The 26,712-nt window shown below is 61.5% G+C and carries 22 protein-coding genes and 1 pseudogene; 14 read left to right on the top strand and 9 right to left on the bottom strand.

Annotated features, from left to right (window positions below):
• Positions 1 to 14: 14 nt before the first annotated feature.
• The 3 genes from V4R08_RS03175 to V4R08_RS03185 form a co-directional block, all read right to left on the bottom strand.
• Positions 15 to 188, bottom strand: a complete 174-nt coding sequence (locus tag V4R08_RS03175; protein ID WP_335578004.1) for a hypothetical protein — start codon at positions 186 to 188, stop codon at positions 15 to 17.
• Positions 189 to 391: 203 nt separating this feature from the next.
• Positions 392 to 1,765, bottom strand: coding sequence for a M23 family metallopeptidase (locus V4R08_RS03180; RefSeq protein WP_335578005.1), 1,374 nt, complete (start codon positions 1,763 to 1,765; stop codon positions 392 to 394).
• A gap of 99 nt (positions 1,766 to 1,864) precedes the next feature.
• Positions 1,865 to 2,500 (bottom strand): peroxiredoxin, encoded by a 636-nt coding sequence (locus tag V4R08_RS03185; protein ID WP_335578006.1) that lies wholly within the window; start codon positions 2,498 to 2,500, stop codon positions 1,865 to 1,867.
• Positions 2,501 to 2,671: 171 nt separating this feature from the next.
• On the opposite strand from V4R08_RS03185, the gene V4R08_RS03190 reads away from it, so the two are divergent.
• Positions 2,672 to 6,433 carry a YhdP family protein gene (locus V4R08_RS03190; RefSeq protein WP_442935617.1) on the top strand — a complete coding sequence of 1,254 codons (3,762 nt, stop codon included), beginning with the start codon at positions 2,672 to 2,674 and terminating at the stop codon, positions 6,431 to 6,433.
• 99 nt (positions 6,434 to 6,532) lie between these two features.
• On the opposite strand, the gene tyrS is transcribed toward V4R08_RS03190, so the two are convergent.
• Positions 6,533 to 7,789: a tyrosine--tRNA ligase gene (gene tyrS / locus V4R08_RS03195; RefSeq protein WP_335578008.1), complete on the bottom strand. Its 1,257-nt coding sequence runs from the start codon at positions 7,787 to 7,789 to the stop codon at positions 6,533 to 6,535.
• 159 nt (positions 7,790 to 7,948) lie between these two features.
• On the opposite strand from tyrS, the gene V4R08_RS03200 reads away from it, so the two are divergent.
• Positions 7,949 to 9,052 carry an anhydro-N-acetylmuramic acid kinase gene (locus tag V4R08_RS03200; protein WP_335578009.1) on the top strand — a complete coding sequence of 368 codons (1,104 nt, stop codon included), beginning with the start codon at positions 7,949 to 7,951 and terminating at the stop codon, positions 9,050 to 9,052.
• 281 nt (positions 9,053 to 9,333) lie between these two features.
• On the opposite strand, the gene V4R08_RS03205 is transcribed toward V4R08_RS03200, so the two are convergent.
• Positions 9,334 to 10,356, bottom strand: coding sequence for an IS110 family RNA-guided transposase (locus tag V4R08_RS03205; protein WP_335578010.1), 1,023 nt, complete (start codon positions 10,354 to 10,356; stop codon positions 9,334 to 9,336).
• An 88-nt stretch (positions 10,357 to 10,444) separates the two neighbouring features.
• On the opposite strand from V4R08_RS03205, the pseudogene V4R08_RS03210 reads away from it, so the two are divergent.
• Positions 10,445 to 11,486: pseudogene (locus V4R08_RS03210) on the top strand (IS630 family transposase).
• Positions 11,487 to 11,513: 27 nt separating this feature from the next.
• Here the strand turns inward: V4R08_RS03210 and V4R08_RS03215 are convergent.
• Complete coding sequence (locus tag V4R08_RS03215) at positions 11,514 to 12,161, bottom strand: alpha/beta hydrolase (RefSeq protein ID WP_011510798.1); 648 nt, start codon at positions 12,159 to 12,161, stop codon at positions 11,514 to 11,516.
• A gap of 198 nt (positions 12,162 to 12,359) precedes the next feature.
• Between V4R08_RS03215 and V4R08_RS03220 the strand changes: the two genes are divergently transcribed.
• From V4R08_RS03220 to V4R08_RS03250, 7 genes are all read left to right on the top strand, one after another.
• Entirely contained in the window at positions 12,360 to 13,526 is a 1,167-nt protein-coding gene (locus V4R08_RS03220; RefSeq protein WP_335578011.1) for a cysteine desulfurase family protein, read from the top strand.
• Between the two features lie 82 nt (positions 13,527 to 13,608).
• A complete protein-coding gene (sufB, locus tag V4R08_RS03225; RefSeq protein ID WP_335578012.1) occupies positions 13,609 to 15,090 on the top strand; it encodes a Fe-S cluster assembly protein SufB in 1,482 nt (493 codons plus the stop codon).
• A gap of 145 nt (positions 15,091 to 15,235) precedes the next feature.
• Positions 15,236 to 15,985, top strand: coding sequence for a Fe-S cluster assembly ATPase SufC (gene sufC / locus V4R08_RS03230; RefSeq protein ID WP_335578013.1), 750 nt, complete (start codon positions 15,236 to 15,238; stop codon positions 15,983 to 15,985).
• A 67-nt stretch (positions 15,986 to 16,052) separates the two neighbouring features.
• Positions 16,053 to 17,375 carry a Fe-S cluster assembly protein SufD gene (gene sufD, locus V4R08_RS03235; protein WP_335578014.1) on the top strand — a complete coding sequence of 441 codons (1,323 nt, stop codon included), beginning with the start codon at positions 16,053 to 16,055 and terminating at the stop codon, positions 17,373 to 17,375.
• Positions 17,376 to 17,453: 78 nt separating this feature from the next.
• A complete protein-coding gene (locus V4R08_RS03240) occupies positions 17,454 to 18,698 on the top strand; it encodes a cysteine desulfurase (RefSeq protein ID WP_335578015.1) in 1,245 nt (414 codons plus the stop codon).
• Positions 18,695 to 19,081, top strand: a complete 387-nt coding sequence (locus V4R08_RS03245; RefSeq protein ID WP_335578016.1) for an SUF system Fe-S cluster assembly protein — start codon at positions 18,695 to 18,697, stop codon at positions 19,079 to 19,081. The genes V4R08_RS03240 and V4R08_RS03245 overlap by 4 nt, the downstream gene beginning before the upstream one ends.
• A 58-nt stretch (positions 19,082 to 19,139) precedes the next feature.
• Positions 19,140 to 19,541 (top strand): HesB/IscA family protein, encoded by a 402-nt coding sequence (locus tag V4R08_RS03250; RefSeq protein WP_335578017.1) that lies wholly within the window; start codon positions 19,140 to 19,142, stop codon positions 19,539 to 19,541.
• Positions 19,542 to 19,633: 92 nt separating this feature from the next.
• Here V4R08_RS03250 and V4R08_RS03255 read toward each other — a convergent pair whose 3' ends face one another.
• Both V4R08_RS03255 and V4R08_RS03260 read right to left on the bottom strand, forming a co-directional pair.
• Positions 19,634 to 20,668, bottom strand: coding sequence for a GGDEF domain-containing protein (locus V4R08_RS03255; protein WP_335578018.1), 1,035 nt, complete (start codon positions 20,666 to 20,668; stop codon positions 19,634 to 19,636).
• A 319-nt stretch (positions 20,669 to 20,987) separates the two neighbouring features.
• Positions 20,988 to 22,451, bottom strand: coding sequence for a DEAD/DEAH box helicase (locus V4R08_RS03260; RefSeq protein ID WP_335578019.1), 1,464 nt, complete (start codon positions 22,449 to 22,451; stop codon positions 20,988 to 20,990).
• 687 nt (positions 22,452 to 23,138) lie between these two features.
• Between V4R08_RS03260 and V4R08_RS03265 the strand changes: the two genes are divergently transcribed.
• The 4 genes from V4R08_RS03265 to V4R08_RS03280 all read left to right on the top strand — a co-directional run bounded on the left by V4R08_RS03265 (position 23,139) and on the right by V4R08_RS03280 (position 26,433).
• Positions 23,139 to 24,383, top strand: coding sequence for an FAD-dependent oxidoreductase (locus V4R08_RS03265; protein WP_335578020.1), 1,245 nt, complete (start codon positions 23,139 to 23,141; stop codon positions 24,381 to 24,383).
• Positions 24,384 to 24,480: 97 nt separating this feature from the next.
• Positions 24,481 to 25,035, top strand: a complete 555-nt coding sequence (locus tag V4R08_RS03270; protein WP_335578021.1) for a sigma-70 family RNA polymerase sigma factor — start codon at positions 24,481 to 24,483, stop codon at positions 25,033 to 25,035.
• Positions 24,987 to 25,748: an anti-sigma factor gene (locus V4R08_RS03275; protein ID WP_335578022.1), complete on the top strand. Its 762-nt coding sequence runs from the start codon at positions 24,987 to 24,989 to the stop codon at positions 25,746 to 25,748. Before V4R08_RS03270 ends, V4R08_RS03275 begins: the two co-directional genes overlap by 49 nt.
• 127 nt (positions 25,749 to 25,875) lie before the next feature.
• Complete coding sequence (locus V4R08_RS03280) at positions 25,876 to 26,433, top strand: fasciclin domain-containing protein (RefSeq protein WP_442935618.1); 558 nt, start codon at positions 25,876 to 25,878, stop codon at positions 26,431 to 26,433.
• Between the two features lie 72 nt (positions 26,434 to 26,505).
• Here V4R08_RS03280 and V4R08_RS03285 read toward each other — a convergent pair whose 3' ends face one another.
• Complete coding sequence (locus V4R08_RS03285; protein WP_335578023.1) at positions 26,506 to 26,694, bottom strand: hypothetical protein; 189 nt, start codon at positions 26,692 to 26,694, stop codon at positions 26,506 to 26,508.
• Positions 26,695 to 26,712 lie beyond the last annotated feature (18 nt).

Raw genomic sequence — 26,712 nt, forward strand, 5'->3', positions numbered from 1 at the left:
CGCGTGAAATGTCCTCAGGCACCGGCTTCCTGCGCACGCAGTCGATCCAGCAGAAGCTGGAGTTGGGCGGGTAGCTTCGCGTCCTCGGGCCCGACATCGGTCCGCAGCCGCACGCCGATTGCCGCTGCGATCGCCTTGCTGGTCTTCGCATCGATCCGATCGGTGCCTTCAACGATTCGGTCGAACATACCCGATCCCATTTTCCGCGACGACAGATCACACGAGATCAAGTCATGATACGGCAAATTGTTTCCGCGATATGCACATTAGGCGTCGGATCTGCAAGCACAAATGGTAGCGACCCACATGAATCGCTCGCATGATGCACAAAAGCTGAATCGCAAAAGCCGCCCATACAGGCTGTGCGGAAACGATTGAGGTTCCGGAAGGTCTAGCCGGCGTTCAGGCGCATGCCGGCTCGAAGAAATTTCTGGGGATCGACGGCCTCCCCGTCGATCCGTGTTTCATAGTGCAGGTGAGGGCCCGTCGAACGGCCGGTCGATCCGACTTCGCCGACGACTTGTCCGATCTTGATGGATTGGCCGACCTTCACGTCGATCGCGGAGAGGTGCCCGTAGCGGGTCGACAGGCCGTTACCATGATCGATTTCAACCATCCGTCCGTAGCCGCCCGCCCAGCCCGCGGAGACAACCTTTCCGTTCGCCGTCGCGCGCACGGGGTCGCCCATCGCAGCGCGGAAATCGAGGCCGGTGTGCATCGCCGGCCGTCCGACGAACGGATCGACGCGCACGCCGAAACCGGAAGTGAATTCGACCTTGCCGACCACCGGTTTGCGATAGGGAACCACGGCGAGCGCGTGATTCAGCCGGTCGATATGCGCCCGGGTCAGATTGACGCGGTAGAGCTGGCGCTCGAACGGGCCGGCATCGGACCGCAACTTGACGGGCACATAGGGGCCGCCCGTGCCGGGGGGTGGCGTTCCGGCTTCCATCTTCGTCATCTTGAGTCCGAGATCGGAGAAGACTCCGCGCATCCGGCGCACGCGGGATTCCATGCGATCCTCGACCGAATTCAGTTCGGCGATCTGGCGGCGCTCGACCCGATTGAGCGACGACTCAAGCTGCGTCAGTTGATTGGCCGGGCCTGCGGCTTTCGCGAATCGGACCGGCTGTGGATGGGCATTGGCCGGCTTACGGGTGTCAAGGCGAGCCTCGCGATCGGGCGGCGGCGCGAAGACGGCGGTATCGTTGATCGGGGAGGGTTTTGCAGGCCCCGATGAACTGGCGTCCGCGGTGTTCGTGTTCCCGGTCGTTCTGGCCGACCCGTTGATCGACCCGGTTACGGTAACGTCAGGCAGGGCCTTCAGGGCGGCTGCGTGGGATTCAAGCACCGTCTGACGGCGCACGATCTCTTCAAGCTTTCTGCCGAACTGCTCCTGATCGAGCAACTGTCGGCTAGTGGTGCGATCGACACGCGTGCGCAATTCGGCAATGCGGTCTTCATAGGCGTATTGCATGTCGGCCTGGCGCGAGATGAGCCGTGTCAGCACATCGTCGCGGAAGGCGAAATAGGTCGCGGTCGCGGCGGACCAGATTCCGAGCAGCGTGACGGTTCCCACTGCGATCCAGAACACCACGGGTCCGAAACGGACCTGCCTGCCGGCATGGGCAAGCGTGTAGACGCGTTGCGTTTCCTTCTTCCCTGATGACTGGGCGGCCGAACGCGCCTGACGGGAAGGATGTCGATCATGATCGTGCGTGCGATGCTGCGGATACTCGGCATACTGACTGGAACGGTACGACATCGGCACTCCCGCGCCGGCCTGAAACGGGTTCCAGTCGGCTCAACTTCAATGCTGATTTGAACCGTTCATGGTTAATTTTCGGGAAATGGCGGTGCGTCGTTACAGATCGCGGGCGGCCGCAAGCACATCTTCGGCGTGGCCGTCGACCTTGACCCGGCGCCAGATGCGGACGATTCGACCGTCCGCATTCACCAGCATGGTGGTGCGAAGAATGCCGAGGAAGGTTCTGCCGTACATGGATTTTTCGCCCCATGCGCCGTAGGCTTCCAGCATTTCGTGCTTCTCATCCGAAATGAGAGGAATGGATAGGTTGTGCTTGGTGCGGAATGAGTCCTGCGTCTTCACGGAATCGGCCGACACGCCCAGCACCGTCGTTCCGCAGGCAGCGAACTCTTTCGCCAGCCGGGTGAAATCCATCGCCTCCCTGGTGCAGCCCGGCGTACCGGCGCGCGGATAGAAAAAGAACACAAGTTTCCTTCCGGCGAAATCGGCGAGCGAAACACGGGTGCCGTCATCCCGGGAAAGGTTGAATGACGGTGCCCGGGAGCCCTCTGCAAGATCGGCCCCTTGAGACTCAGGCAGTGATTTCGTCGAACGCGATTTGGACTTTTCGGTCGCTGCCAACGAGGGTGAACGGTCGGCGTTGCAGACCGGTTTCGCACCGCCGAGCGCATCTGCTCGGGCGGTTTCGGGAACGACCGGTTTGGAAGAATTCTTGCGTATCTTCTTGGACATGCGCCTTCCTTTCGTCGTTTTCGACCGCTCAATATCGCATCGGACTGCCGGGAATGCCGGGGCAATCGGCCACGCTCGCCCGCTGTGCATGACTGCCGACCGCGGGTATCGTTACAAGGGATTCGACGAATTATCCGTCCCGTTTTCTGCTCGGTGTGCACCGGGGGCCGGATGACGCGTAACATGTTACATCGGGGATTGGCGGAAGTGCCGTCACAGGAGCGTTCGTCCAGGACCGGCGTCCGGACCAATGACGGCAACTGCTCCGGTCCAGGCCGGCACCGGGAAGCAATGACGAGGAAGACGCCGATCCCAGCTCCGAATTCGCGCGGCGGCGACCCGGTCTCGCAAGGGGAAGATGCCGACTGGAATCAAGATCACGACGAGGTCCGAAGCCGTCGCATACGTCGGCTGCTGTCGCGGTCGGATTCCGGATTTCACAGATTAGGCGATCGGCTCCGGAGGTTCAAAAACTGGCTGGCGAGCGAACGCTGGGTCAGGCGGCTCGCGATCACCGTTGCCGTCCTGATGGTCATATTCGCCGGGGGCTTTGGTGCGCTGTGGTGGCGCCTCGGCGCCGGTCCCGTCAATCTCGATATGATGACGCCCTGGCTGGTCGCTGCGATCGAGGAAAACATCGGTCACGGCAACACCGTGGAAATCGGCGGCACGCAGATCGAGCGCGCCGGCAGAATTCGTATCGCGGTTCGTATCCGTGATATCGTCGTCCGTGACCGCGATCATGCGATCGTCGCGAGCGCGCCGAAAGCCGAGGTGAAACTGTCCGGCATGGCGCTGTTGACCGGGCGGCTGCGCGCCGAAAGCCTCAATCTGGTCGATGCAGAACTCGCGGTTCGGATTACGCCGGACGGCCAGGTTATCGTTTCGGCAGGCGATAACGCCAAACCGCTTGCCACCGGTGTCGCATCGGCGCGGCCATTAAACCTGCCGTCCCCCTCCGACACCGCCCCCTCCAGCATCGCGCCATCAATTCAATCGACGCCGCAGTTGCGTGAAGCTGCGACTGGCGTCGCGTCTGCAATCTCCCATGATCGTAACAACGCCAGCGCGCTGTTGGCGGGACTGGATTGGCTCGACAGTCTCAGCCTGACAGGGCTCGACGGGCAGAATCTCAATGAGATCGGCCTGAAAAACGGGAAACTGGTGGTCGATGACCAGCAACGCGGCAACCGGTGGAGTTTCGGCAATATCAGCCTGAGTCTTCGACGGCCGAGCGGAGGCGGGGTCGCATTCAGTGTCAGCGAAGGCGGCAGCAAGGCGTGGTCGCTTCACGCCACGATCGGACCATCCGCCGACGGTGTGCGCCCCTTTGATCTCCGCGCCGCCGGGATACCGGCGAAGAACATTCTGCTGGCTCTCCGCATCAAGGATCTCACCTATAGTGCCGACATGGCGCTCAGTGGCGAACTGAAGGGCGAGATTGGCCGCGACGGCCTGCCGACCTATCTTCGCGGCAGTCTCTTCACGGGCAAGGGCACGATCATCGACGCTGATACGCCGGACTATCCCATGGCGATCGATCAGATCGAGATGAACCTTGAGTGGGATGCGGCGCGCCGCGTTCTCGTCGCGCCGTTCAAGATCATCTCCGGCCAGAACCGCATCACGCTTCTCGCTCATCTCGAGCCGCCGAACGGTAGCATTCCGGACTGGCAGATGGGTTTGAGCGGCGGCACCATTGTCCTCGCCGGCTCCGATGGCGAGAAGCCCCTGATCTTCAATCGCATCGCGATCGGAGTGCGCTTCGACACCGAGCACAAGCAGGTGGTGCTGACCCAGGCCGACATCAGCAACGGTGAGATCGGCGTGGCCGGAACCGGCAGCATAGACTATTCCGGCGAACCGCGCCTGAAACTGGGCTTTGCGGGAACGCCTATGTCCGCGGCATCGCTGAAAAGCATGTGGCCGACCCTGATCGTGCCGGAGTTGCGCGAATGGGTCATCGACCGGATTGAAAAGGGTTCCCTCCAGCGCATCGAGATCGGCGTCAATTCGCCGATCCACAACCTGTCGCGGCGTGGCCCGCCGATCCCGGATGATGGCCTCTCGGTCGATATCGTTGCCAACAATGTGACGCTGCATCCCGTCGACGAAATGCCCTCGGTTCGCGACGCAGATCTGAAGGCGCACGTGACCGGCAGAACGGCGACGGTGACGATTGGGCAGGCCGCTGCCGATACCCCGGCCGGCCGCAAACTCAACATTTCCGACGTCGTATTCGAGGTGCCGGATTTGGCGCCCAAACCCGCACCGGCCAGGGTGAAGTTCAGGATCGACGGTCCGGTGTCCGCAGCCGCCGAAATTCTCGCCTCGGACCGCCTCCGCGAATTCACGGGTAACCTGATCGATCCCAATTCCAGCAAGGGAACGGTCACGGCCCAGGTCGCGCTGGGCTTGCCGATCAAGCGTAAAATCACGCAGGAAGATACGACCTATTCCATCACCGCCGACCTCGCGGGTTTTGCCGCCGACCACCTGGTCATGAATCAGAAGCTGGAAGCGAACGCGCTGAAGGTGGTCGCCAACAACCAGGGGTATCAGGTCAAGGGCGACGTCAAGATCAACGGGCAGCCGGCTTCGCTGGATTACCGTAAGCCGACGGTCGGCGACGCCGATATCAAATTGCAGGCCACGCTGGATGACGCGAGCCGCGCAAAGCTCGGCATTGATCTCGGTGCCGGGGCAACCGGTGCGATTCCCGTCAAGGTGGTCGGGAAGATCGGCACTGACAAGGACAGCAAAATCGGTGTCGATGCCGATCTCACATCCTTGAAACTCGACAACGTTCTGCCCGGCTGGGTCAAGCTGCCTGGAAAGTCAGGTCACGCGACGTTCAATGTGGTGCAGAAGGCGCAGTCGACGCGCCTGGAGGATATCGTCATCGACGGCGGCGGCGTCATGATAAAGGGATCGCTGGAGATCGATCAGAACGGCGATCTGTTGAATGCGAATTTTCCGGTTTACGCGCCGTCGGAGGGTGACAAGGCTTCTCTGAAAGCGGAGCGCAACGCGGACGGCGTGTTGAAGGTCGTCATGCGCGGCGACGTGTTCGATGGTCGCGGCTTTATCAAATCGGCGATCTCGGGCAAGCAGGCCGACGCCAAAAGCAAGGCCAAGAGCATCGATTTCGACATCGACCTGAAGATTGGAGCCGTGGCCGGATTTTACGGCGAAGCCGTGCGCAGCGCGGATGTGAAGATGGCCCGGCGCAACGGGTCGATCCGCAGCTTAAGCATCAGTGGAAAGATCGGGCGCGACACCTCGCTGACCGGCGGTCTGCGCGGGCGCCCGCAGGGTCGGGACATCATTCTGATCGAGACCGACGACGCGGGCGCGTTCTTCCGCTTTACCGATACATACGGAAAGATGTTTGGCGGTCAGCTCGCACTGGCCATGGATCCGCCGACCGCTGAACCCCGTGCCAAGCAGGGGCTGATCAACGTTCGCGATTTCACGATCAAGGGTGAGACGGCTCTGGATCGCGCCGCGGCGGGTGGTCCGCAGAGCGCGCAGAACGGCATTGCATTTTCGCGCTTGCGCGCGGAATTCACCCGGCAGAACGGACAACTCACGGTGCGCGAGGGCGTCGTCAAGGGACCGACGATCGGCGCGACCATCGAAGGCCATATCGACTATCCCGGCAATCAGGTTCGTATGAGCGGCACGTTCGTGCCGATGTACGGCCTCAACAACATCTTTGGACAGCTTCCGATCGTCGGGCTGTTTCTGGGCGGCGGCAGCAATGAGGGGCTGATCGGCGTGACCTACGAGGTGGTGGGAACACCGGGGCAACCGCAATTGCGAGTCAACCCGATTTCGGCCATGGCGCCCGGCGTGCTGCGCAAGATCTTCGAATTCCAGACCGGCAAACCGACCAACCAGATCGAATATCCGTCACAGAGCGGCAATTGATCGCTTGCCGGATGATTGCGCGAGCGCAGGCGCGTCGAAGACGGCGGTGACGAAGACGCCGGCCATCGATCCGCACTGCCACGGATGGTGGGCGCACCGCTATGCAGGCCGCACCAGCACGTGACGCTTCTTGCCCATCGAGAGCTTGATCACGCCTTCGGGCGTGAGGTTGGCAAGTGTCAGTGTCATCTTCTCGTCGGTGACGGCGACATCGTTGACACGAAGGCCGCCGCCCTTGATCTGGCGGCGCGCTTCGCCGTTCGAGGCGACGAGGCGTGCTCTCTCGGAAAAGGCGACAAGCACGCCGATGCCTTTTTCGAGTTCGCTGTGCGGAATGTCCACTGTCGGAAGGCTCTCCGCGATCGCGCCTTGCTCGAAAGTGGTGCGCGCGGTGTCGGCGGCTTTCTCGGCCTCGTCGCGGCCATGCAAAAGCGCGGTCGCCTCGGTCGCCAGCACCTTCTTGGCCTCGTTGATTTCGGCGTCCCGCAACGCTGCAAGCCTCGCGATCTCGCTCATGGGCAGGATCGTGAACAGCTTGAGGAACTTCACGACGTCGGCGTCCTCGACGTTGCGCCAGTACTGCCAGAAATCGTAGGGGCTGAAGGCATCCGCGTTGAGCCAGACCGCGCCTTGCGCGGTCTTGCCCATCTTCGCGCCCGACGCCGTCGTCAGCAACGGCGTGGTCAGGGCGAACAACTGAGGCGTTCCCATGCGGCGGCCGAGATCGACGCCGTTGACGATATTGCCCCATTGATCCGAGCCGCCCATCTGCAACCGGCAGCCGACCCGCCGCGACAGTTCGACGAAATCATAGGCCTGGCAGACCATGTAGTTGAATTCGATGAAGCTCATTTCCTGTTCGCGATCGAGGCGGAGACGAACGGAATCCATCGTCAGCATCCGGTTGACCGAGAAGTGCCGGCCGACGTCGCGCAGCATCTCGATCCAGTTGAGCTTGGTCAGCCATTCGGCGTTGTCCAGCATCACCGCATCGCTGGTGCCGGAACCGTAACGCAGCACCTTGGCGAACACGCCGCGAATGCTGGCCTTGTTGGCCTCGATTTCCGCGACGCTGCGGATCGCGCGCGATTCATCCTTGCCGGACGGATCGCCGACCATGGTGGTGCCGCCGCCCATCAGCGTGACCGGCTTGTTGCCGCTCTGCTGGAGCCAGTAAAGCATCATCATGGTCAGGTAGTTGCCGATGTGCAGCGACGGCGCGGTGCAGTCGTAGCCGACGTAGGCCGTGGCCTGGCCTTTCGCGGCCAACGCATCGAGACCCTCGATATCGGAGCACTGATGGATGAAGCCCCGTTCCTGAAGAATATTGAGGAAGTCGGACTTGAAGGCGGCCATGCTATACGACTCTGATCATTCTGGTTCGGCTCTATCGCAAACTCGATTCCGGTGCATGATAGCCGGATACTGCCGCCGGTTCCGCTGTATGTGCCATTATAAGATGCGCGCATTTGGCACAAGCTGGACGTCGGATGAAAGGCTCCGGGGAACCGCGAGATGATGATGATGGCGATCGGTCTGATGAGCGGCACCTCTCTGGATGGCGTCGATATCGCCTTGATCGAAACCGACGGCAATCGGGTGGCCGCGTTCGGGCCGACCGGCTACCGCCCTTACACGGAACACGAACGCGGCCTGTTGCGCGAGGCCCTCGCGGAGGCCGTCAATCTGCCGCGGCGCGACGCGCGGCCAGGCGTGATCGGTGAGGCCGAACGCGCCGTGACCATGGCGCACGCCGAAGCCGTTGCGGCGTTCACCGCGCAAAACAGCATCACTCGCGAGACGATCGATATCGTCGGCTTTCATGGTCAGACCATCCTGCATCGGCCGGCGCAGCGGTTGACCGTGCAAATCGGCGATGCGGCGGCGTTGGCGAAAGCGATCCACGTTCCGGTGATGCATGATTTCCGCGCGGCCGACGTGGCCGCCGGCGGGCAGGGCGCTCCGTTCGTCCCCGTCTATCATCGCGCACTGGCGCAGTCGCTCGGCCGCGAGGGACCGATTTGCGTGGTCAATATCGGCGGCGTCTCCAACATCACCTATATCGACGGTACTGACACGCTGATCGCCTGCGACACAGGACCCGGCAATGCGCTGCTCGATGATTTCATGCTCCGCATAATGGGTCAGCCGTTCGACCGCGAGGGCCGGTTGGCGGCGCAGGGCCGTCCCGATGCTGACTGGATCGCACGCGCCTTGCAACACCCGTTCTTCGCGCTGCCGCCACCCAAATCTCTCGACCGCAACGATTTCGCCTCGCTCGCGCTGCACGACATGGCGCCGGCCGATGGCGCGGCAACCCTGACGGCCTTCACCGCGGCGGCCATCGCGCGGATCGTTCCGCTATTGCCCAAACCGCCGACGAGCTGGATCGTGGCTGGCGGGGGAGCCCGCAATCGGACCATGCTCGGGATGCTGCAGGAGAGGTTTGCTCCGGCTACGGTCGAGCCGGCCGATGTGCTGGGCTGGTCGGCCGACGCCATGGAGGCGCAAGCCTTCGGGTATCTCGCGGCACGAGGCTTGAAAGGCTTGCCGTTAAGCTATCCCGCGACCACCGGCGTGCCCATGCCAATGACCGGCGGAACGATCGCGCGACCCTAGTACCTCCTTTTCTTAGAAGGTGAGTCGTGATTCATATGTGGACGCCCCCTATGGCAAGGGCTTTTTGTCGGGATGGGTGTGATCGGTTGCTTTCATATGTCCGGCCTGTTTATGCGGCGCTGTGATTGCCGCTGGCCTTGATGGAAATCCGCCGGTGAGGTCCCTTATCAAGATGCCGCGCTTATGAAGCGCATTGAATCACACGGGTTGGTCTCACCATTGGCTCGATCGTTACACATCATCGACTGCCGTTACCAATTAGGGTTGCCTGGGGCCTGTGCTCAGGCTGTCAGTTCATAGGGCCGATAGGCTTCCTTTCGCGTCAGCACGACCCATGCGATCCGGGCGAGCTTATTGGCCAGCGCAACGGAGACGAGCCTGAACGGCTTCTTCTCCATGAGCTTTCTGATCCAATTAGCCATGGGCGTTGGCTTGTCCTTTGTGTGGCGGATCACGGCGGTGGCGCCGACGACGAGCAAGCGGCGCAAGTATCGGTCTCCCTGCTTGGAGATACCGCCGAGCCGGGTCTTGCCGCCGGTGGAATGCTGCTGCGGCGTTAGACCGAGCCAGGCGGCGAACTGTCTGCCCGAGCGAAACTGATCGGGATCGGTGACGGTGGCAGCAAGAGCCGTGGCCGTGATCACGCCGAGGCCGGGGATCCCGGCGAGTCGGCGACTGGTCTCGCTCTCGGCGTGCCAGGCCATGAGTTGCTGATCCAGCACCGCGATCTCATCGTTGAGCACCATGATGTGGCGGACAAGAATCCCCAAAGAAGTGCGAGCATAAGCTGGCAAAGTGTTTTCGTCGGACAGTGCCTGTTCAGCCAGCTTCGCCAGATTGGCGATGCCGGGATTTGCGACAAGGCCGAGTTCGGCCAGATGCGCGCGCAAGGCATTGGCGATCATGGTGCGTTGGCGCACCAGCAAGGCTCTGGCGCGATGGGTCATGAGAACGCTCTGCTGCTTGACCGTTTTTACCGGCACAAACCGCATCGTCGGGCGCTGTACGGCTTCGCAGATCGCTTCGGCATCGAGTGCATCGCTCTTGCCGCGCTTGACGTAGGCCTTCACGTAAGACGGTGGAATGAGCCGAACCTCGTGCCCTATGGTGGTGAGGGTGCGCGCCCAGTAATGCGCCGTTCCGCACGCCTCCACTCCTATAAGACAGGGCGGAAGTTTCGAGAAGAACAGCAGCATCTGTTTGCGGTGCAGACGCTTCACCAAAATCGTCGCGCCGCTCTCATCAACGCCGTGCGCTTGAAACACGCTCTTCGCCAAATCCAGCCCAATCGTCGTAATCGTCATCGTAAACGCTCCTCTTCCTGCTTCGGTGTCCGGTCAACACCATAGAGGTTGCCGCGGGTGCGGGGGCGTCCACATCATCAAGATCGGGATGATCCCCGAAGCAAGAGAAGTTCGCCTTTCGAGGAAAGATCGCAATATGCTTGAGGCATGTTGTCGCTCACCGGTGACGTTGCAGCGCGATTTGAAGCGAGCGCGGATAGTTCTGTTGGCGGCGGACGGGCGCAGCACCCGCTCGATCGCCAAAGAAGTCGGGGTCCAGCCGCGGATTGTCAGCCTTTGGCGGCACCGCTATGCCAATCATGGCCTTGAAGGGCTGCAAGACAAGCCGCGACCCGGCAAGCAGCCGATCTATACGAAGGCTACCGACAAGCGGATTCTGAAGCTGCTGGACAAGCCGCCGCCGCAAGGGTTTGCGCGCTGGACCGGCCCTCTGCTGGCCGGGGCGCTGGGCGATGTTGACGTCCAATATGTCTGGCGGTTCCTGCGCAGCCACAAGATTGATCTCGCGGCTCGCAAGTCCTGGTGTGAGAGCAACGACCCGAACTTTACGGCCAAAGCCGCCGATGTTGTTGGCCTTTACGTCGCCCCGCCCGCAAAGGCCATCGTGCTATGCGTGGACGAGAAGCCTTCGATCCAGGCATTGGAGCGAGCGCAGGGTTATCTGAACCGGCCAGAGCCACGATTACAAGCGGCATGGCACTACAACATTGTTTGCGGCCCTCGAAGTTGCCACCGGAAAGATCATCGCGGCTCATTCAAAACGCCGTCGCCGCGTCGAGTTTCTTGACTTCATGAACAGCGTCACCGCAGCCTTTCCGGACCGAAAGCTTCACGTCATCCTCGACAACCTCAACACCCACAAGAAAAACGAGCACTGGCTCAAGACCCACCCCAACGTGCAATTTCATTTTACGCCGACAAGCGCGTCCTGGCTCAATCAGGTCGAGGTATGGTTCTCGATATTACAGGGCCAGTCGCTTAGCGGAGCCTCCTTCACAAGCCTCAAGCAGCTTCAGGAGCACATCGATGCCTACGTCAACGCGTACAACGACAAAGCCGAGCCCTTCGTCTGGACCAAGAAAAAGGTCCGTCAACGTCGCTTCCAAGGCCGCCGTATCACTCAGCTATGATTCCGGGTACTAGAGCGCGATTGGCGGTCAGCGGATGTTGGCGAGCCTCATATCGAGATAGTCGGTCACCGTTTCCATCAACGGCTCCATCCTGTCTTCGAAGAAATGGTTGGCGCCCGGAATGGTGTGTTGATCGATGACGATGCCCTTCTGGGTCTTCAGCTTTTCCACCAGCGTCGTGACATCCTTGGCGGGCGCGACGATATCCTTTTCACCATGAACGATCAGGCCCGACGACGGGCATGGCGCCAGGAACGAGAAATCATAGCGGTTCGGCTCCGGCGCGATCGAAATGAAGCCCTCCACTTCGGGCCGGCGCATCAGCAACTGCATGCCGATCCAGGCGCCAAAGGAAAACCCGGCCACCCAGCAGGCGCGCGCCTCCGGATTGATGGTCTGCGCCCAGTCGAGCGCGGCTGCCGCGTCCGACAATTCACCGGTGCCGTGGTCGAACGAGCCCTGGCTGCGGCCGACGCCGCGGAAATTGAAGCGCAATACCGAAAAGCCGCGCGCCACGAAAGCGTAGTAGACCTGATAGACGATCGGATGGTTCATGCTGCCGCGAAACTGCGGATGCGGATGCAGGACCATCGCGATCGGCGCATTTTTCTGCTTCGCCGGGTGATAACGACCTTCGAGACGGCCGGCGGGACCGGTAAAAATGACTTCAGGCATTGGAATCCTTGGCAAATCGGCCGCTCAGGACGGGTATTCTGTTCGCAACCTGAGGACAAAGGGCGATCAGGCACCGCACGGCGGTACAGGGGTGGTGCCGGTCAATGACCGCTGCGTTCTAACATAGGGCAAGGGGCGAAAAGCAAGCATCTTGCGCGACTGTGTCTACGTCCGCCGTGAATATCGTATAGTTACAATATGATGCAGGAACGGATTTATCTCGACTGGAATGCGACCACGCCGCTACGCCGCGAGGCGCGGGAGGCGATGGCCGCCGCATGGGACGTCGTCGGCAACCCCTCATCCATTCATGCCGAGGGCCGGCGAGCGCGGGGGCTGGTGGAGGATGCGCGGGCCGCGGTGGCGACGGCTGTCGGCGGCGAGCCTCGCAACGTTGTCTTTACATCCGGCGGAACTGAAGCCAACGCCCTGGCGCTGACCCCCGGGGTTCACGGGAAGTCGCATCAAGCCATTGATCGGCTTGTTGTTTCATCCATCGAACATGCCTCGGTGCTGGCCGGCGGGCAGTTCACGCCGGATCTGATCGCGCGCCTGCCGGTGCATCGCTCCGGCCTGGTGGACCTCGACGCCTTGCGAACGATGCTTGCAGGAGGGCCACCGACGTTGGTGTCGGTCATGCTCGCCAACAACGAAACCGGCGCCATTCAGCCGGTCGCGGAAGTGGCCGATCTGGTCCACGAGGCTGGCGGTCTGCTGCACGTCGACGCGGTCCAGGCTCTTGGAAAAATATCTTTTGATATCATCAAGTTAAATGCCGATTTTCTATCGGTTTCAGCACACAAGATCGGCGGCCCGAAAGGGACGGGCGCATTGATTCTCGCGTCGAACCAGATCGGCCCGAGTGCGTTGATACGGGGAGGCGGTCAGGAGCGGGGTCGCCGCGCCGGCACCGAGAATGTGCCCGCCATTGCTGGCTTTGGAGCTGCAGTGAAGGCTGCGGTAGCGGCCGGCAACGATGACATGGCCAGCGTCGAAACCTTGCGAAACCGGCTTGAGGAAGGCTTGAGGCAAACCCGAGGCAGCGTGATTTTTTCGCAGGACGTCTTGCGCCTGCCGAATACGACGCTTTTCGGGGTTGCCGGGTTGAAGGCCGAGACCGCTGTCGTTGGATTCGACCTTGAAGGGGTCGCGGTATCTTCGGGTTCCGCGTGTTCCTCGGGAAAGGTGCAACCATCGCATGTGCTGGAGGCGATGGGGTACGGTTCGGACATGACCAAAAGTGCAATACGATTTTCGCTGGGCTGGGAGACCAAGGACGCGGATGTCGATCGGGCTATTAAGGCTTGGCGAAAGCTCTCGAGTGCATTACTAAGGAGGGACGAAACAGTGCTTGAACGGTTCTAAGACGATTTCGTCTTTAGAACGGGACAAACACTAGAGACTTCAAATCCACCGTGGTCCTTGAAACCGCGAGCGGAGGTAGAAAATGGCAGCCGTACAAGAGACGGTCGATCGGGTTCGCCAGATCGACGTCGATCAATACCGGTATGGGTTCGAGACTCTCATCGAGTCGGAGAAGGCTCCCAAGGGGCTTTCCGAAGACACCGTCCGGTTTATTTCCGCAAAGAAAAACGAACCGGCCTGGATGCTGGAGTGGAGGCTTGAGGCCTACCGCCGCTGGCTGACCATGCAGGAGCCGAGCTGGGCGCGGGTGAACTATCCAAAGATCGACTACCAGGATCTTTATTATTACTCCGCGCCGAAGGCGAAGAAGGAGGTCGCCTCGCTGGACGAGATCGACCCCGAAATCCTGAAGACCTACGAGAAGCTCGGCATTCCCTTGCGCGAGGTCGAGGTGCTCGAAGGCGTCGTTCGCCCCGAGGGCGAACGGAAAATCGCCGTCGATGCCGTGTTCGACTCGGTATCCGTGGCGACCACGTTTCAGGAGGAGCTGAAGAGGGCCGGCGTGATCTTCATGCCGATCTCGCACGCCATCCAGCAGCATCCGGAGCTGGTGAAACAGTATCTCGGCAGCGTGGTGCCGACCTCCGACAATTTCTTCGCGACGCTGAACTCCGCGGTGTTTTCCGACGGCTCGTTCGTCTATGTGCCACCGGGTGTTCGTTGTCCGATGGAGCTGTCGACGTACTTCCGCATCAACGAGCGCAACACCGGCCAGTTCGAGCGCACGCTCATCATCGCCGACAAGGGCGCTTATGTCAGCTATCTCGAGGGCTGCACCGCTCCGCAGCGCGACGAGAATCAGTTGCACGCCGCGGTCGTCGAACTCGTCACGCTCGACGACGCCGAGATCAAGTATTCGACGGTGCAGAATTGGTACCCCGGCAATTCCGATGGCAAGGGCGGCATCTTCAATTTCGTCACCAAGCGTGGCGATTGTCGTGGCGCGCGTTCGAAGATTTCGTGGACCCAGGTCGAGACCGGTTCCGCCATCACCTGGAAATATCCGAGTTGCATCCTGCGCGGCGACGATTCGCGCGGCGAGTTCTACTCGATCGCCATCTCCAACGGCTACCAGCAGGTCGACAGCGGCACCAAGATGCTGCATCTCGGCAAGAACACCACGAGCCGGATCATCTCCAAGGGCATCGCGGCGGGCAAGTCGCAGAACACCTATCGCGGCCTCGTCACCGCCCACCGCAAGGCGTCCAATGCGCGCAACTTCACCGCGTGCGACTCGCTTCTGATCGGCGGCCAGTGCGGCGCGCACACTGTGCCGTACATCGAGGCGAAGAACACCTCGGCGCTGTTCGAACACGAGGCGACCACATCGAAGATCTCGGAAGACGTGCTGTTCTATTGCGTGCAGCGCGGACTGTCGCAGGAAGAGGCCGTCGGCCTGGTCGTCAACGGCTTCGTGAGAGACGTGCTGCAGCAGTTGCCGATGGAGTTCGCGGTCGAGGCCCAGAAGCTGATCTCGATCTCGCTGGAAGGAAGTGTGGGTTAGCCCCCGTCACTGCGAGTTCGCGACAAAACCGGTTCTTGCCGGTTTGCGCCGGGCGAAGCAATCCACCGATGGTTGGAAACGCCGGATTGCTTCGTCGCACGAGCGCGCCTCTCGCAATGACGTAACGATAGCGTAAGGATGTACGATGCCATTGCTTGAAGTCAAAGACCTGCACGTCCGTGTCGAGGAGCGTGAGATTCTTCACGGCCTGTCACTGACCGTCAACAAGGGCGAAGTCCATGCCATCATGGGCCCGAACGGCTCCGGCAAATCGACGCTGAGCCATGTGATCGCCGGTAAGCCGGGCTATGAGGTCACCGACGGCGAAGTCCTGCTCGAAGGCGAGGACCTGCTGGCGATGGCGCCAGACCAACGCGCCGCAAAGGGCGTGTTCCTTGCCTTCCAGTATCCGGTGGAAATTCCTGGTGTCGCCACCATGACGTTCTTGCGGACCGCGCTGAACGCGCAGCGCAAGGCGCGCGGCGAGAGCGAATATTCGACGCCGAATTTCCTGAAGAAAGTCCGTGAGGTCGCGGCCTCGCTGAACATTCCGCAGGACATGCTGCGCCGTGGCATCAATGTCGGCTTTTCCGGCGGCGAGAAGAAGCGCAACGAGGTGCTGCAAATGGGGCTGTTCGAGCCGAGCCTGTGCATCCTCGACGAAATGGATTCCGGTCTGGACATCGATGCGCTGCGCGTTGCAGCCGATGGCGTCAATGCGTTGCGCTCGAAGGATCGCGCCATGGTCGTCATCACGCACTATCAGCGGCTGCTCAATTACATCGTGCCTGATTTCGTGCACGTGATGTCGAAAGGCCGGGTCGTGAAAAGCGGAGACAAGGATCTGGCGCTGGAGCTTGAGGCGTCCGGATACGCGCAGTTCGAGGAAGCCTGACCCGGAAGCGGCCTTCCGGTTTTCGGATGAGATCATGCCGGAAAATACGATCTGAACGGATTTGATGATGGATGTTGCATTGGCAAAGACTGACACCGGAAGCGCGGCGAGCGAGGCTTTCGCCGTCGCATGCTCGCGCTTGCCCGGTGCCGGGAAAGTAGCTGCCGCGCGCCAGAAGGCGTTCAAGGCCTATGAAAGTCTTGGTCTGCCGCACCGGCGGGTTGAGGACTGGAAATATACCGATCTGCGCGTGCTGATGCGCGAGGTATTGCCGCTGGCGGCTGCGCCGGATCAGGCGGCGCTTGCGAAGGCCGGCGAGATTCTGAAAGCCCAATCCCTCGGAGATGCCTACAGGTTCGTACTGGTCGATGGCGTGTTCGTGCCGCAACTGTCGGATGTCGGCGGGCTGGAGGACGGACTCCGCGCCAGGTCGTTTCACGATGTGCTGGGTGCGGGGAGCGATCAATCGGCCGATCTGCTCACGACCTCGGCGACAACGGATGTCATGGTGTCGCTTAACGCGGCGATGACGACCGATGGCGTCGTCATCGAAGTCGGCGACCGGATTTCGCTGGCGAAGCCGATCCACGTGATTCATGTGACGACCGTTTCGTCGGCGTCGGCGTTCACGCGCTCCCGCCTGACGATCGGCAAGGCGGCGCGCGCCACGCTGATCGAGAGTTTTGTCGCTGCCGATGACGCGAAATCCTATCAGACCCATGACGCGCTCATCGTGGCCATCGGAGACGGGGCGGACCTTGCGCATATCCGTCTCACGGCCGATGCCGGCGATGCCGCGAATATCTCGTCCGCGATCGTCACGGTCGGCGGCGGGGCGAAACTGAATCTCTTCAACCTGACGAACGGCGGCCGCGTCAGCCGCTATCAGGTGTTCGCAACGCTCGAAGGCGAGGGCAGCGATGTCTTCATCAATGGCGTCAGCCTGCTTAAGGATACCCAGCATGCGGACATGACACTCGTGGTCGATCACGCCGTGCCGCACTGCACCAGCCGGGAGGTTTTCCGCGCGGTGGTGGACGATCGCGCGCATTCCGTCTTCCAGGGCAAGATCATCGTTCGGCCCGACGCGCAGAAGACCGACGGCAAGATGATGACGCGGGCATTGCTGCTGTCCGACGGTGCGGAAGCCGATAGCAAGCCCGAGCTTGAGATTTTCGCCGATGACGTCACCTGCGGTCATGGGGCGACGATCGGCGCGCTCGACGACAGCCTGCTGTTCTATCTGCGCGCGCGAGGTCTTTCGGAAAAGGAGGCGCAGGCGCTCCTGATTCAGGCGTTCGTCGGCGAGGCGATCGAATCCATCGCCGACGACGGCTTGCGCGATGTCGTCATCGGGGCCGCCGAGCGATGGCTTGCGGAAAGAGGGTGAACGGACGGTCAGAATGACCCTTCACACGGGAGAGGTCCAGGGTCTGATTCTTGACGGTAGATATGGAAGTGGAGTGACATGACCCATCCGGCGGTCGCCAACGGTTCCTATGACGTGATGCGGGTGCGGGAAGATTTTCCGGCGCTGGCGATGAAGATCTACGGCAAGCCGCTTGTCTATCTCGACAACGCCGCCTCGGCGCAGAAGCCGAATGCCGTGCTCGACCGCATGGCGGAGGCCTACCGATCCGAATACGCCAACGTCCATCGCGGGCTGCACTACCTCGCCAACGCCGCGACCGAAGCCTATGAAGGCGGCCGCGCCAGGGTCGCGCAATTCCTCAACGCGAAGCGGACCGAGGAGATCATCTTCACCCGCAACGCCACCGAGGCGATCAACCTGGTGGCGTCGTCCTGGGGCGAGCCGAACATCAAGGCCGGCGACGAGATCGTGCTCTCGATCATGGAGCATCACTCCAACATCGTGCCCTGGCATTTCCTGCGCGAACGGCACGGCGCGGTCATCAAGTGGGCGCCGGTCGACGACGACGGCAATTTCCTGATCGACGAGTTCGAGAAGCTGCTGACGCCGAAGACGAAGCTCGTGGCGATCACGCAGATGTCGAACGCGCTCGGCACCATCGTTCCGGTCAAGGACGTGGTGAAGCTTGCTCATGCGCGCGGCATTCCGGTTCTGGTCGACGGCAGCCAGGCGGCGGTGCATCTCACCGCCGACGTGCAGGACATCGATTGCGACTTCTACGTTTTCACCGGCCACAAGCTTTACGGTCCGACCGGGATCGGCGTGCTGTATGCGAAGCATGCGCTGCTGGAATCGATGCGGCCGTATAACGGCGGCGGCGAGATGATCCGTGAGGTCGCGCAGGACTGGGTCACCTATGGCGATCCGCCGCACAAGTTCGAGGCCGGCACACCTGCGATCGTCGAGTCGATCGGGCTTGGCGCCGCGATCGATTATGTCAACTCGATCGGCAAAGCGCGGATCGCCGCGCACGAGCACGATCTCCTGGCCTATGCCGATGGGCGGCTGCGCGAGATCAACTCGCTGCGTATCATCGGCACCGCCCGCGACAAGGGACCGGTGATATCGTTCGAAATGAAGGGTGCGCATCCCCATGATGTCGCGACCGTGATCGACCGCGCCGGCATCGCGGTCCGCGCCGGGACCCATTGCGTGATGCCGCTTTTAGAGCGGTTCAACCTCACGGCGACCTGCCGGGCCTCGTTCGGCATGTATAATACGCGCGAGGAAGTCGATCATCTGGCGCAGGCGCTAATCAAGGCACGGGAGTTGTTCTCATGAGCGAGACCGCCGAAGCCAAACCTGTCGTAAACAAGGCCTGCCACGTGCAGACCAGTTCGGCGCTGGCGCCGGAGGAAACCGAGCGCGTGGGCACGGGGATCGTGGCCGCGCTGAAAACCGTGTTCGACCCGGAAATTCCGGCGGATATTTATGAACTCGGCCTGATCTACAAGGTCGACATCAAGGACGACCGCGCCGTCGACGTCGAGATGACGTTGACAACGCCGAATTGCCCGTCGGCGGCCGAGTTGCCGACTATGGTTGAAAACGCGGTCGCGAGCGTTCCCGGCGTCGGGGTGGTCAATGTCAACATCGTCTGGGAACCGCCGTGGATGCCCGACCGGATGACCGATGAGGCCCGCCTCGTCCTGAATATGTGGTGACGTTTTTACGCCCAGCCCATGCTATGATCGGGCTTGATTTGCCGCCAGGATTGACCAGATGACAGAGATGACGCCAAACACACCAGCCACGCCGAAGCCGCGACCTCGTCCGCAGGTCATGCGACTTACTGACGCGGCGGCGGCACGGGTCAAGGAACTCGCGGCGCGCGCTGACTCGGAGATCGTCGGCCTGCGGGTCGGCATCAAGAAAGGCGGCTGCGCCGGCCAATCCTACACGGTGGAATACGCCCACGACATCAAGTCTACGGACGAAGTGGTCGAGGACAAGGGCGTCAAGGTTCTGGTCGATCCCAAGGCCGTGCTGTACCTGCTCGGCACCGAGATGGACTACAAGGCCGAAAAAATGCAGGCCCAGTTCATCTTCAATAACCCGAACCAGGTTTCGGCCTGCGGGTGCGGCGAATCCGTGCAACTCACGCCCGCCAAGATCGACGGCTGAGTTGGTCGTCTCCGAGCAAGCGGGGACCCATAACCTCGTCCGCGAATTGTCGCCAAAGCCTTCAACCGCATTGCCAAAGCAAGACGACAGCGTCAGGCCACGCGAATCTGGATGTCGGCGGAGTATTCCGGATCGGTTTCGCAAATGACACGATTGCGGCCGTTGCGCTTGGCGGCGTAGAGGCAGGCATCGGCGCGCTCGATCAGCGAGTCCGGGGTGTCGCCGCGGTGAAGCAGCGACACGCCGACCGAGATCGTTACGCGGCCGAGGATTTCACCGGTCGATTTTTTCTTCAATTCCTTGGCCATCACGGCGCGACGGATGTGGTCGGCGACCGTCAGTGCCTGGCTTAGCGCGGTATCTGGCAGCACGACCGCGAATTCCTCGCCGCCGTAGCGTGCGGTGATGTCCTGGCCCTTGATGGTCTGCTTCAGCGACATCGCCACCAGCCGCAGCACCTGATCGCCGGTCAGGTGGCCGTAGTTGTCGTTGAACGACTTGAAGTGGTCGATGTCGAACATCAGAAGCGACAGCGGCCCGCCTTCGCCGATCGCCAGCGCCACGGCATCCTCGATGGCGCGGTCGAAATATTTGCGGTTGCCGATGCCGGTGAGGGGATCGGTCATGCTCTCGGCCCTGATGGCCTCAAGGCTATGCTGCAGATTGTTGATCTCGACCTTCGAGATCTCCAGCCGATCCTCCAGCGCCTTGTTGGTTTCCTGCATCTCGCGGGTCGATTTCATCAGCGCCTCGACGACCGCCTTGACCTGCTCGCGGTTATCGGCGGCGCCGAGCTTCGCGGCCGCTCCCTTCAGGCTGTCGCCGAAACCGGCCGTCAAGCCGAGCGCGTCGGTGATGAGGGCCATCACGTCGTCGATCTCGTTGATGACGCGTGCGCCGAGCTTGTCGATGCGTTCGGTGGTCCTGATCGGGGAGAGGTAGGTTTCGTAGATCTGTTCGAGATCGGATTCGGTCAGCTTGCCGTTGCGCGCCAGGGTCTCGTTGATGACCTTGTTGAGGGAGCAGTTGTATCCGGCGGCGTAGACGTACCAGATTTCGTAGTTGCGCGGGATCGCGGCCTGCCGCAGCGATCGGATCTGGCCGAGCGCCACCTCCGCGAACGCCATTGTGCGTTCATGTTCGTCCAGTTCAACCACTTTGCGCCCCGCCGACGATTTGTGCAAATCGTCGCCCCAACCGGCATAATATCAACGTAGAGTATGGGCGAAGGTTAGCGGCAGAGGGTTTACGCGCGGTAAACGGTGTTTCACCGAGTCGGGCAGCTATAGCGTTTTCGAGCGAAGCATGGTCTCGGGCTTGAGCCGAGGATGGGTACCGGTTCGCGCCAAAAAAATGCGTCAAAACAAATTAGCGGTCCGATCCTTGCGAGTGTTAGAATCGAAGGACCGGTGGAGGACCCGCCGGAGGCCGCGCCGACGGCAACGGTCAGCCGCGGGCGCGAATCGGACGAAGCAGAAACGCCGGCAGGTGAGAATGGTCTCCCGGCTCGGAGACAGCCTCGTGGCGTGGCGAGGGCGCGCGCCCGATCGACGGCGGCTGCGGCGCGGCCATGGATGCGGCGGCCGCCGCAGCGGGAGCCTCGTGCCTCTGGTGGTCGCTGCCGGAGCGCCGTGGCTCGCGGCGCGGTTTGCGGGTCTCGCGTTTGCCGCCGCGTGCGTGGGCCTCACCGCCCTTGTCGCGTGCGTGGCGGGATCGCGCCGGCCGGCCTGCGGGTGCCGCATCGGCGCCGGCGGCTGCATCGGCTTCGTGCGCGTGAGCGTCATAGCCGGGAAGGTCGGCCTTTGGAATCGCCTGACCGGTCAGCTTCTCGATCGCTGCGACCGATTTGAAATCGGCGGGACAGACGATCGTGATCGCGGTGCCGGCGCGGCCGGCGCGGCCGGTGCGGCCGATGCGATGGACATAGTCGTCGGGATGGTGTGGCACGTCGAAGTTGAGGACGTGACTGACTTCGGGAATGTCGAGGCCGCGCGCGGCTACGTCGGAGGCGACCAGCAGCGGCAGCTCGCCCTTGCGGAATTGATCCAGCGAGGCGGTTCGCGCCGACTGGTCCATATCGCCGTGCAGGGCGCCGACGCTGAAGCCGTGCTTCTGGAGCGATTTATAGACGATGGCGACGTCGCGCTTGCGGTTGCAGAAGATGATTGCGTTCTTGAGATCCTTGGCGTCGCGCAGCAGGCGGCGCAGCAGCTCACGCTTCTCGTGCGCCTCGCGGCCGCAACTGACCTGCGATTGCGTCACCGTCGCCGCGGTGGTTGCGGGTCTCGAGACCTCGATCTTTTCCGGATTGTGCAGGAAGGCATCGGTGACGCGCCGGATTTCGTTCGGCATCGTCGCCGTGAAAAACAGGGTTTGCCGCGTGAACGGCACCAGTTTGCAGACGCGTTCGATGTCGGGAATAAATCCCATGTCCAGCATACGGTCGGCTTCGTCGATCACCAGCAGTTCCACACCGGTGAGCAGCAGGCCGCCCCGTTCGGTGTGGTCGAGCAGGCGGCCCGGGGTCGCGATCAGAACATCGACGCCGCGCGTCAGCTTCATGTCCTGGTCGCCGAACGAGACGCCGCCGATCAGAAGCGCCACGTTGAGTTTCTGGCCCACGCCGTATTTGTCGAAACTTTCCTTGACCTGGGCTGCGAGTTCGCGTGTCGGTTCGAGGATCAGCGTGCGGGGCATTCGCGCCCGGGCGCGGCCCTTCTCCAGCATCGTGAGCATGGGCAGGACGAAGGCAGCGGTTTTGCCCGTGCCGGTCTGGGCGATGCCGAGAACGTCGCGGCGCGCCAGAACGTGGGGGATAGCCTGATCCTGAATGGGGGTCGGAGTAGTATAACCTGCCGCTGCAACAGCGGCGAGCACCTTGTCGGACAAACCGAGATGGGAAAAAGACATCGAGCCTCTAGTTGCGGTGTTCAGAAGTTCTCTTCAGAAGTGCGGCAGATTCATCAAGAGAACTCCTGAATCAAACCGCACCAGCATTCTTCTTTTTTCGAGCGTCCTCTCGAATACCAGGTTCACTCATCACCCGCGTCCACGCAGGCGAACCTCGTATTCAGGCCGCTCGCCGAAACCGCCGTTCGGAATCGAAGGTAAAAAGCTGTCGCGCTCGACCCCTTAACGGCGTGCTTTTAAAGGCGAAGGGGGCTCTGACTAACGCTGACGGGCGGCTCACCGTAGAATCGCGCTTGAAGCACGGGCCGCGCTAGGGTGAAACATAGGGACGAAATGCATAAAGTCAATTGAGAAACGGCAAGAATGCCGAAAAATCATGACGTTTTTGCCGGAATCGGTGGCATATCTTAAATTGTCGTCAGAAACCAAAAGCGTATCGGTCGGGTCGACCTATCGCGCCGGCGGCGTATCGGAGATCGAGAGCTTCCGGCGTTAGCCAGGTTGCGTCGTCCCGGCGAGCGCCGGGACCCATAACCCCAGCGCTCTCTATTACAGCAAACGTCCACCAGTGTGCCCGATAGGTCCCGGTGTTCGCCGGGACGACGAGGTGAGGTGTTGTCGTCACATCAAATTCGCGCTTCAATCCCGGTGCAAACTCCGATGTTGAAATAAAACAAGAGTGAGATCATGGACGCAGGCCGGCCGCGCGAACACCGCGCACTGTCCACGCGCTGCTGCATCGTCGGCGGCGGACCCGCCGGCATGATGCTCGGCTACCTGCTCGGGCGCGCCGGCGTCGATGCCATCGTGCTCGAAAAGCACGCCGATTTCTTTCGCGATTTCCGCGGCGACACCGTGCATCCCTCGACCTTGCAGGTGATGGACGAACTCGGCCTGATCGAAGACTTCCTGAAAGTCCCGCACGACAAATTGCAAAAGCTCAAAGGCTATTTCGGAAAGACGCTACTGCAGATAGCCGACATCAGCCGTACCGGCGCCAAATATCCGTTTATCGCCTTCATGCCGCAGTGGGATTTTCTGAATTTCCTGCGCGACAAGGGGCGTCGTTTGCCAAGCCTGAAGGTGATGATGAGCACCGAGGCAAAGGGGCTTATTCTTGATGGCGACAAGGTAATCGGCGTCCACGCAACGGACGCCGAAGGTCCGATCGAGATCCGGGCCGACCTGACCGTCGCGTGCGACGGCCGCCATTCCGTGGTGCGGCCGAGCGCGGGCCTCGAGATCGAGGAGATCGGCGCGCCGATGGACGTGCTATGGTTTCGCGCCGGAAAAACCGCCGAAACGGAGAGCATTCTCGCACGCATCGAGGCGGGACAGATGATGGTGACACTCGATCGCGGCACCTACTGGCAGTGTGCCTATGTCATCACCAAAGGAGAGTACGATGCGGTCAAGGCGAAAGGCCTTGAATCATTCCGCTCTGACGTCGTCTCGCTTGCGCCGATCCTGAAGTCGGGCATCGCGGATGTCAAAAGCTGGGACGACGTCAAGCTGCTCACCGTCGCCGTCAACCGTCTTAAACGATGGACGCGACCGGGATTGCTCTGCATCGGGGACGCCGCGCACGCGATGTCGCCGGTCGGCGGCGTCGGGGTCAACATCGCGGTGCAGGACGCCGTGGCGGCCGCCAATATTTTAGCGGCGAAGCTTGCGCGCGGTGCCGTGAGCGAGGACGACCTCACTGAGGTTCAGCGCCGTCGCGAATTTCCGATGCGGATGACGCAAGCCATGCAGGTGATCGTCCAGAATAATATTGTCCGTGCGGCACTGAAGCCCGGCGGCGGCCAGTTCAAGCCGCCGCTGTTTGCGCGCGTCGTCAACGCGGTGCCGTGGTTACAGGGCCTGACAGCGCGCTTCATCGCCATCGGCGTGCGGCCGGAGCATGTGCATTCGCCGCAAGCCGGGGACTAGTATGGAGTCCCGGAGTTTCTTCAGGCAGAAAATCACATGCTCAAGCAGAGCCGCCGACCATTGCAATGCCTGATGGAAACGTTAGCTTTCTCAAGCAATGAAGCCGCAGCAGCTCGCATCGCAGGATATCACGAAACTCATTGTCCGCGTGTCCATGAAGGACCGGACGGCATTCGACCTACTATATCGTGCGACAAGCGCGAAACTTTTCGGCGTGTGCCTGCGTGTCTTGTCCGACAAGAGCGATGCCGAAGAGGCATTACAGGAAATATTCGTCAAGATATGGATGAAAGCCGACCGTTTTGTCGTTTCCGAGCTAAGCCCTATCTCTTGGCTGGTGGCTGTCGCGCGCAACCATGCGATCGACCGCATTCGTGCCCGCGGCGAACGGACGGCCGGGATCGACCACGCGATCGACATTGCTGACGAGCGGCCCGACCCTGAAGCGCAGGCCGTGACGGGCGGGGAGCACGACCGGCTCGTCTCCTGTCTCGGAGAACTTGAAGCCGATCGTGCGGCGGTGGTGCGCGGCGCTTATCTGAACGGCGACAGCTACGCCGAGCTTGCCGAGCGGTTCGCCGTGCCGCTCAATACGATGCGGACGTGGCTGCGTCGCAGCTTGATGAAGCTGAAGGAATGCCTGGAGCGATGACACCGGGTGAAGACAGGAATCCAGACGACGAAGGCGACGACCATTTCGCCGCCGAGTATGTTTTGGGTGTTTTGCCGGCGCAGGAATTGCAGGCGGCGGCACGGCGCGTCACGACCGACCCGAGTTTCGCCCGATTGGTCGAAGCGTGGGAAGGACGCCTGTCGCCACTCAACGCAGGCTATGATGAGGTCCGGCCGCCCGCATCGCTGAAGACGGCGCTTGACGCGCGATTGTTCAACCATGGAAGGCCGGCGATGCAAAAGCCAGGTCTCCTGCAAAGCCTTGTCTTCTGGCGGGGCCTCGCGGCCGCCGCCATAGCCGCTTTTTTTCTCGCTGTAGCCATCCCGTTCTTCCCGCCGGTGACCACGACATCTGACATCAGTCTGGTTGCCTCTCTGGCTGGTGATAGAACTGACGTGCGCTATCTCGCAGTTTATGATGCGCGTTCCAGCGAAATCCGGCTTTCCCACTTGGCCGGTAATCGGTCGACTGGGCACGACTTCGAATTGTGGATCATCAAGGGCAGCGATCATCCAGTGTCGCTCGGTGTGATCCCGATGGGTTCGAATGCTCACCTTGCTGTTGCGCCTGCTCGCCGCGAACTGATTGGTTCCGGTGCGCTGTTCGCTATTAGCCTCGAGCCGCGAGGCGGCTCGCCGACAGGCCAGCCGACCGGACCGGTGGTGGCGTCCGGCGATCTGCATGCGATGTGATCTGTAATCGAGGGCAGGCCGCCGTCGAATCTTTTCCGGATTTCTTTCGAAACTTTTCCTGGATGCCTGCCGTAGCTCCGCTTGTCCCTTTCGTAAGGGGCCGGAAAACCTCAAGGAGTTACAGGATATGCGCAAGATTATGTCAATGATTGCAGCAGGCGCCTTTGCTGCCACCGCATTTACCGGCGTCGCATTCGCCGAGAATCCGATGGTGGGCGGGGCCGCGATGTATGCCAACAAAAACATCGTCCAGAACGCCGTGAACTCGAAAGACCATACGACGCTGGTGGCGGCGGTGAAGGCCGCCGGCCTCGTCGATACGCTGTCGGGCAAGGGGCCGTTCACCGTGTTCGCGCCCACCAACGAGGCTTTCGCGGCGCTCCCGGCCGGCACGGTCGAAACCCTTCTCAAGCCCGAGAACAAGGCCAAGCTGACCAAGATCCTGACCTGCCATGTGGTCGCGGCCGACGTGATGTCCGGCGCCCTCACCAAGATGATCGCAAAGGACGGTGGGACTCATCCGATCAAAACGGTCGGCGGCTGCACGCTTCAGGCCAAAATGCGGGGCGACAAGATCACGCTGACCGACGAGACCGGCGGCGTGGCGACAGTGACTATCCCTGACGTCAAACAGTCGAATGGCGTTATCCACGTCATCGACAAGGTGCTGCTGCCGGCAAGCTGACAGCACTGCGCTGATCCGGTCGCGCAACCTTGCGTCGCGCGGCCGGCGCGGCTCCATTGCTGATTGACGTACTCAGTATCGTCGACTTAGCCCGATCAGCAAGGCGCCGATCGCAGCGAGGCCAGCACCGTACCAGGCCCATTGCACCTGGCGGATCATGAAGCTCGATTGCGGCCAGTTCACGTAACCGGTGCCTTGGCCAATCCAGAGCAGGCCGATCAAAAGGGCGAGAATGCCGAAGACAACAAGAGCTGGTTTCATGACTGAACGATGCCCCTT

It is taken from the genome of Nitrobacter sp. NHB1, from assembly GCF_036964665.1.
Classification (GTDB): domain Bacteria; phylum Pseudomonadota; class Alphaproteobacteria; order Rhizobiales; family Xanthobacteraceae; genus Nitrobacter.

Excerpts from the sequence above, each read along its gene's own strand:
- sufC (WP_335578013.1), top strand. The coding sequence starts at position 15,236 with ATGCCATTGCTTGAAGTCAAAGACCTGCACGTCCGTGTCGAGGAGCGT.
- tyrS (WP_335578008.1), bottom strand. The coding sequence starts at position 7,789 with ATGGCCGCCTTCAAGTCCGACTTCCTCAATATTCTTCAGGAACGGGGC.
- V4R08_RS03250 (WP_335578017.1), top strand. The coding sequence starts at position 19,140 with ATGACAGAGATGACGCCAAACACACCAGCCACGCCGAAGCCGCGACCT.
- V4R08_RS03285 (WP_335578023.1), bottom strand. The coding sequence starts at position 26,694 with ATGAAACCAGCTCTTGTTGTCTTCGGCATTCTCGCCCTTTTGATCGGC.
- V4R08_RS03280 (WP_442935618.1), top strand. The coding sequence starts at position 25,876 with ATGCGCAAGATTATGTCAATGATTGCAGCAGGCGCCTTTGCTGCCACC.
- V4R08_RS03245 (WP_335578016.1), top strand. The coding sequence starts at position 18,695 with ATGAGCGAGACCGCCGAAGCCAAACCTGTCGTAAACAAGGCCTGCCAC.
- V4R08_RS03180 (WP_335578005.1), bottom strand. The coding sequence starts at position 1,765 with ATGTCGTACCGTTCCAGTCAGTATGCCGAGTATCCGCAGCATCGCACG.
- V4R08_RS03240 (WP_335578015.1), top strand. The coding sequence starts at position 17,454 with ATGACCCATCCGGCGGTCGCCAACGGTTCCTATGACGTGATGCGGGTG.
- V4R08_RS03270 (WP_335578021.1), top strand. The coding sequence starts at position 24,481 with ATGAAGCCGCAGCAGCTCGCATCGCAGGATATCACGAAACTCATTGTC.
- V4R08_RS03190 (WP_442935617.1), top strand. The coding sequence starts at position 2,672 with ATGACGCGTAACATGTTACATCGGGGATTGGCGGAAGTGCCGTCACAG.
- sufD (WP_335578014.1), top strand. The coding sequence starts at position 16,053 with ATGGATGTTGCATTGGCAAAGACTGACACCGGAAGCGCGGCGAGCGAG.
- V4R08_RS03260 (WP_335578019.1), bottom strand. The coding sequence starts at position 22,451 with ATGTCTTTTTCCCATCTCGGTTTGTCCGACAAGGTGCTCGCCGCTGTT.
- sufB (WP_335578012.1), top strand. The coding sequence starts at position 13,609 with ATGGCAGCCGTACAAGAGACGGTCGATCGGGTTCGCCAGATCGACGTC.
- V4R08_RS03185 (WP_335578006.1), bottom strand. The coding sequence starts at position 2,500 with ATGTCCAAGAAGATACGCAAGAATTCTTCCAAACCGGTCGTTCCCGAA.
- V4R08_RS03255 (WP_335578018.1), bottom strand. The coding sequence starts at position 20,668 with ATGGCGTTCGCGGAGGTGGCGCTCGGCCAGATCCGATCGCTGCGGCAG.
- V4R08_RS03220 (WP_335578011.1), top strand. The coding sequence starts at position 12,360 with ATGATGCAGGAACGGATTTATCTCGACTGGAATGCGACCACGCCGCTA.
- V4R08_RS03215 (WP_011510798.1), bottom strand. The coding sequence starts at position 12,161 with ATGCCTGAAGTCATTTTTACCGGTCCCGCCGGCCGTCTCGAAGGTCGT.
- V4R08_RS03175 (WP_335578004.1), bottom strand. The coding sequence starts at position 188 with ATGTTCGACCGAATCGTTGAAGGCACCGATCGGATCGATGCGAAGACC.
- V4R08_RS03265 (WP_335578020.1), top strand. The coding sequence starts at position 23,139 with ATGGACGCAGGCCGGCCGCGCGAACACCGCGCACTGTCCACGCGCTGC.
- V4R08_RS03205 (WP_335578010.1), bottom strand. The coding sequence starts at position 10,356 with ATGACGATTACGACGATTGGGCTGGATTTGGCGAAGAGCGTGTTTCAA.
- V4R08_RS03200 (WP_335578009.1), top strand. The coding sequence starts at position 7,949 with ATGATGATGATGGCGATCGGTCTGATGAGCGGCACCTCTCTGGATGGC.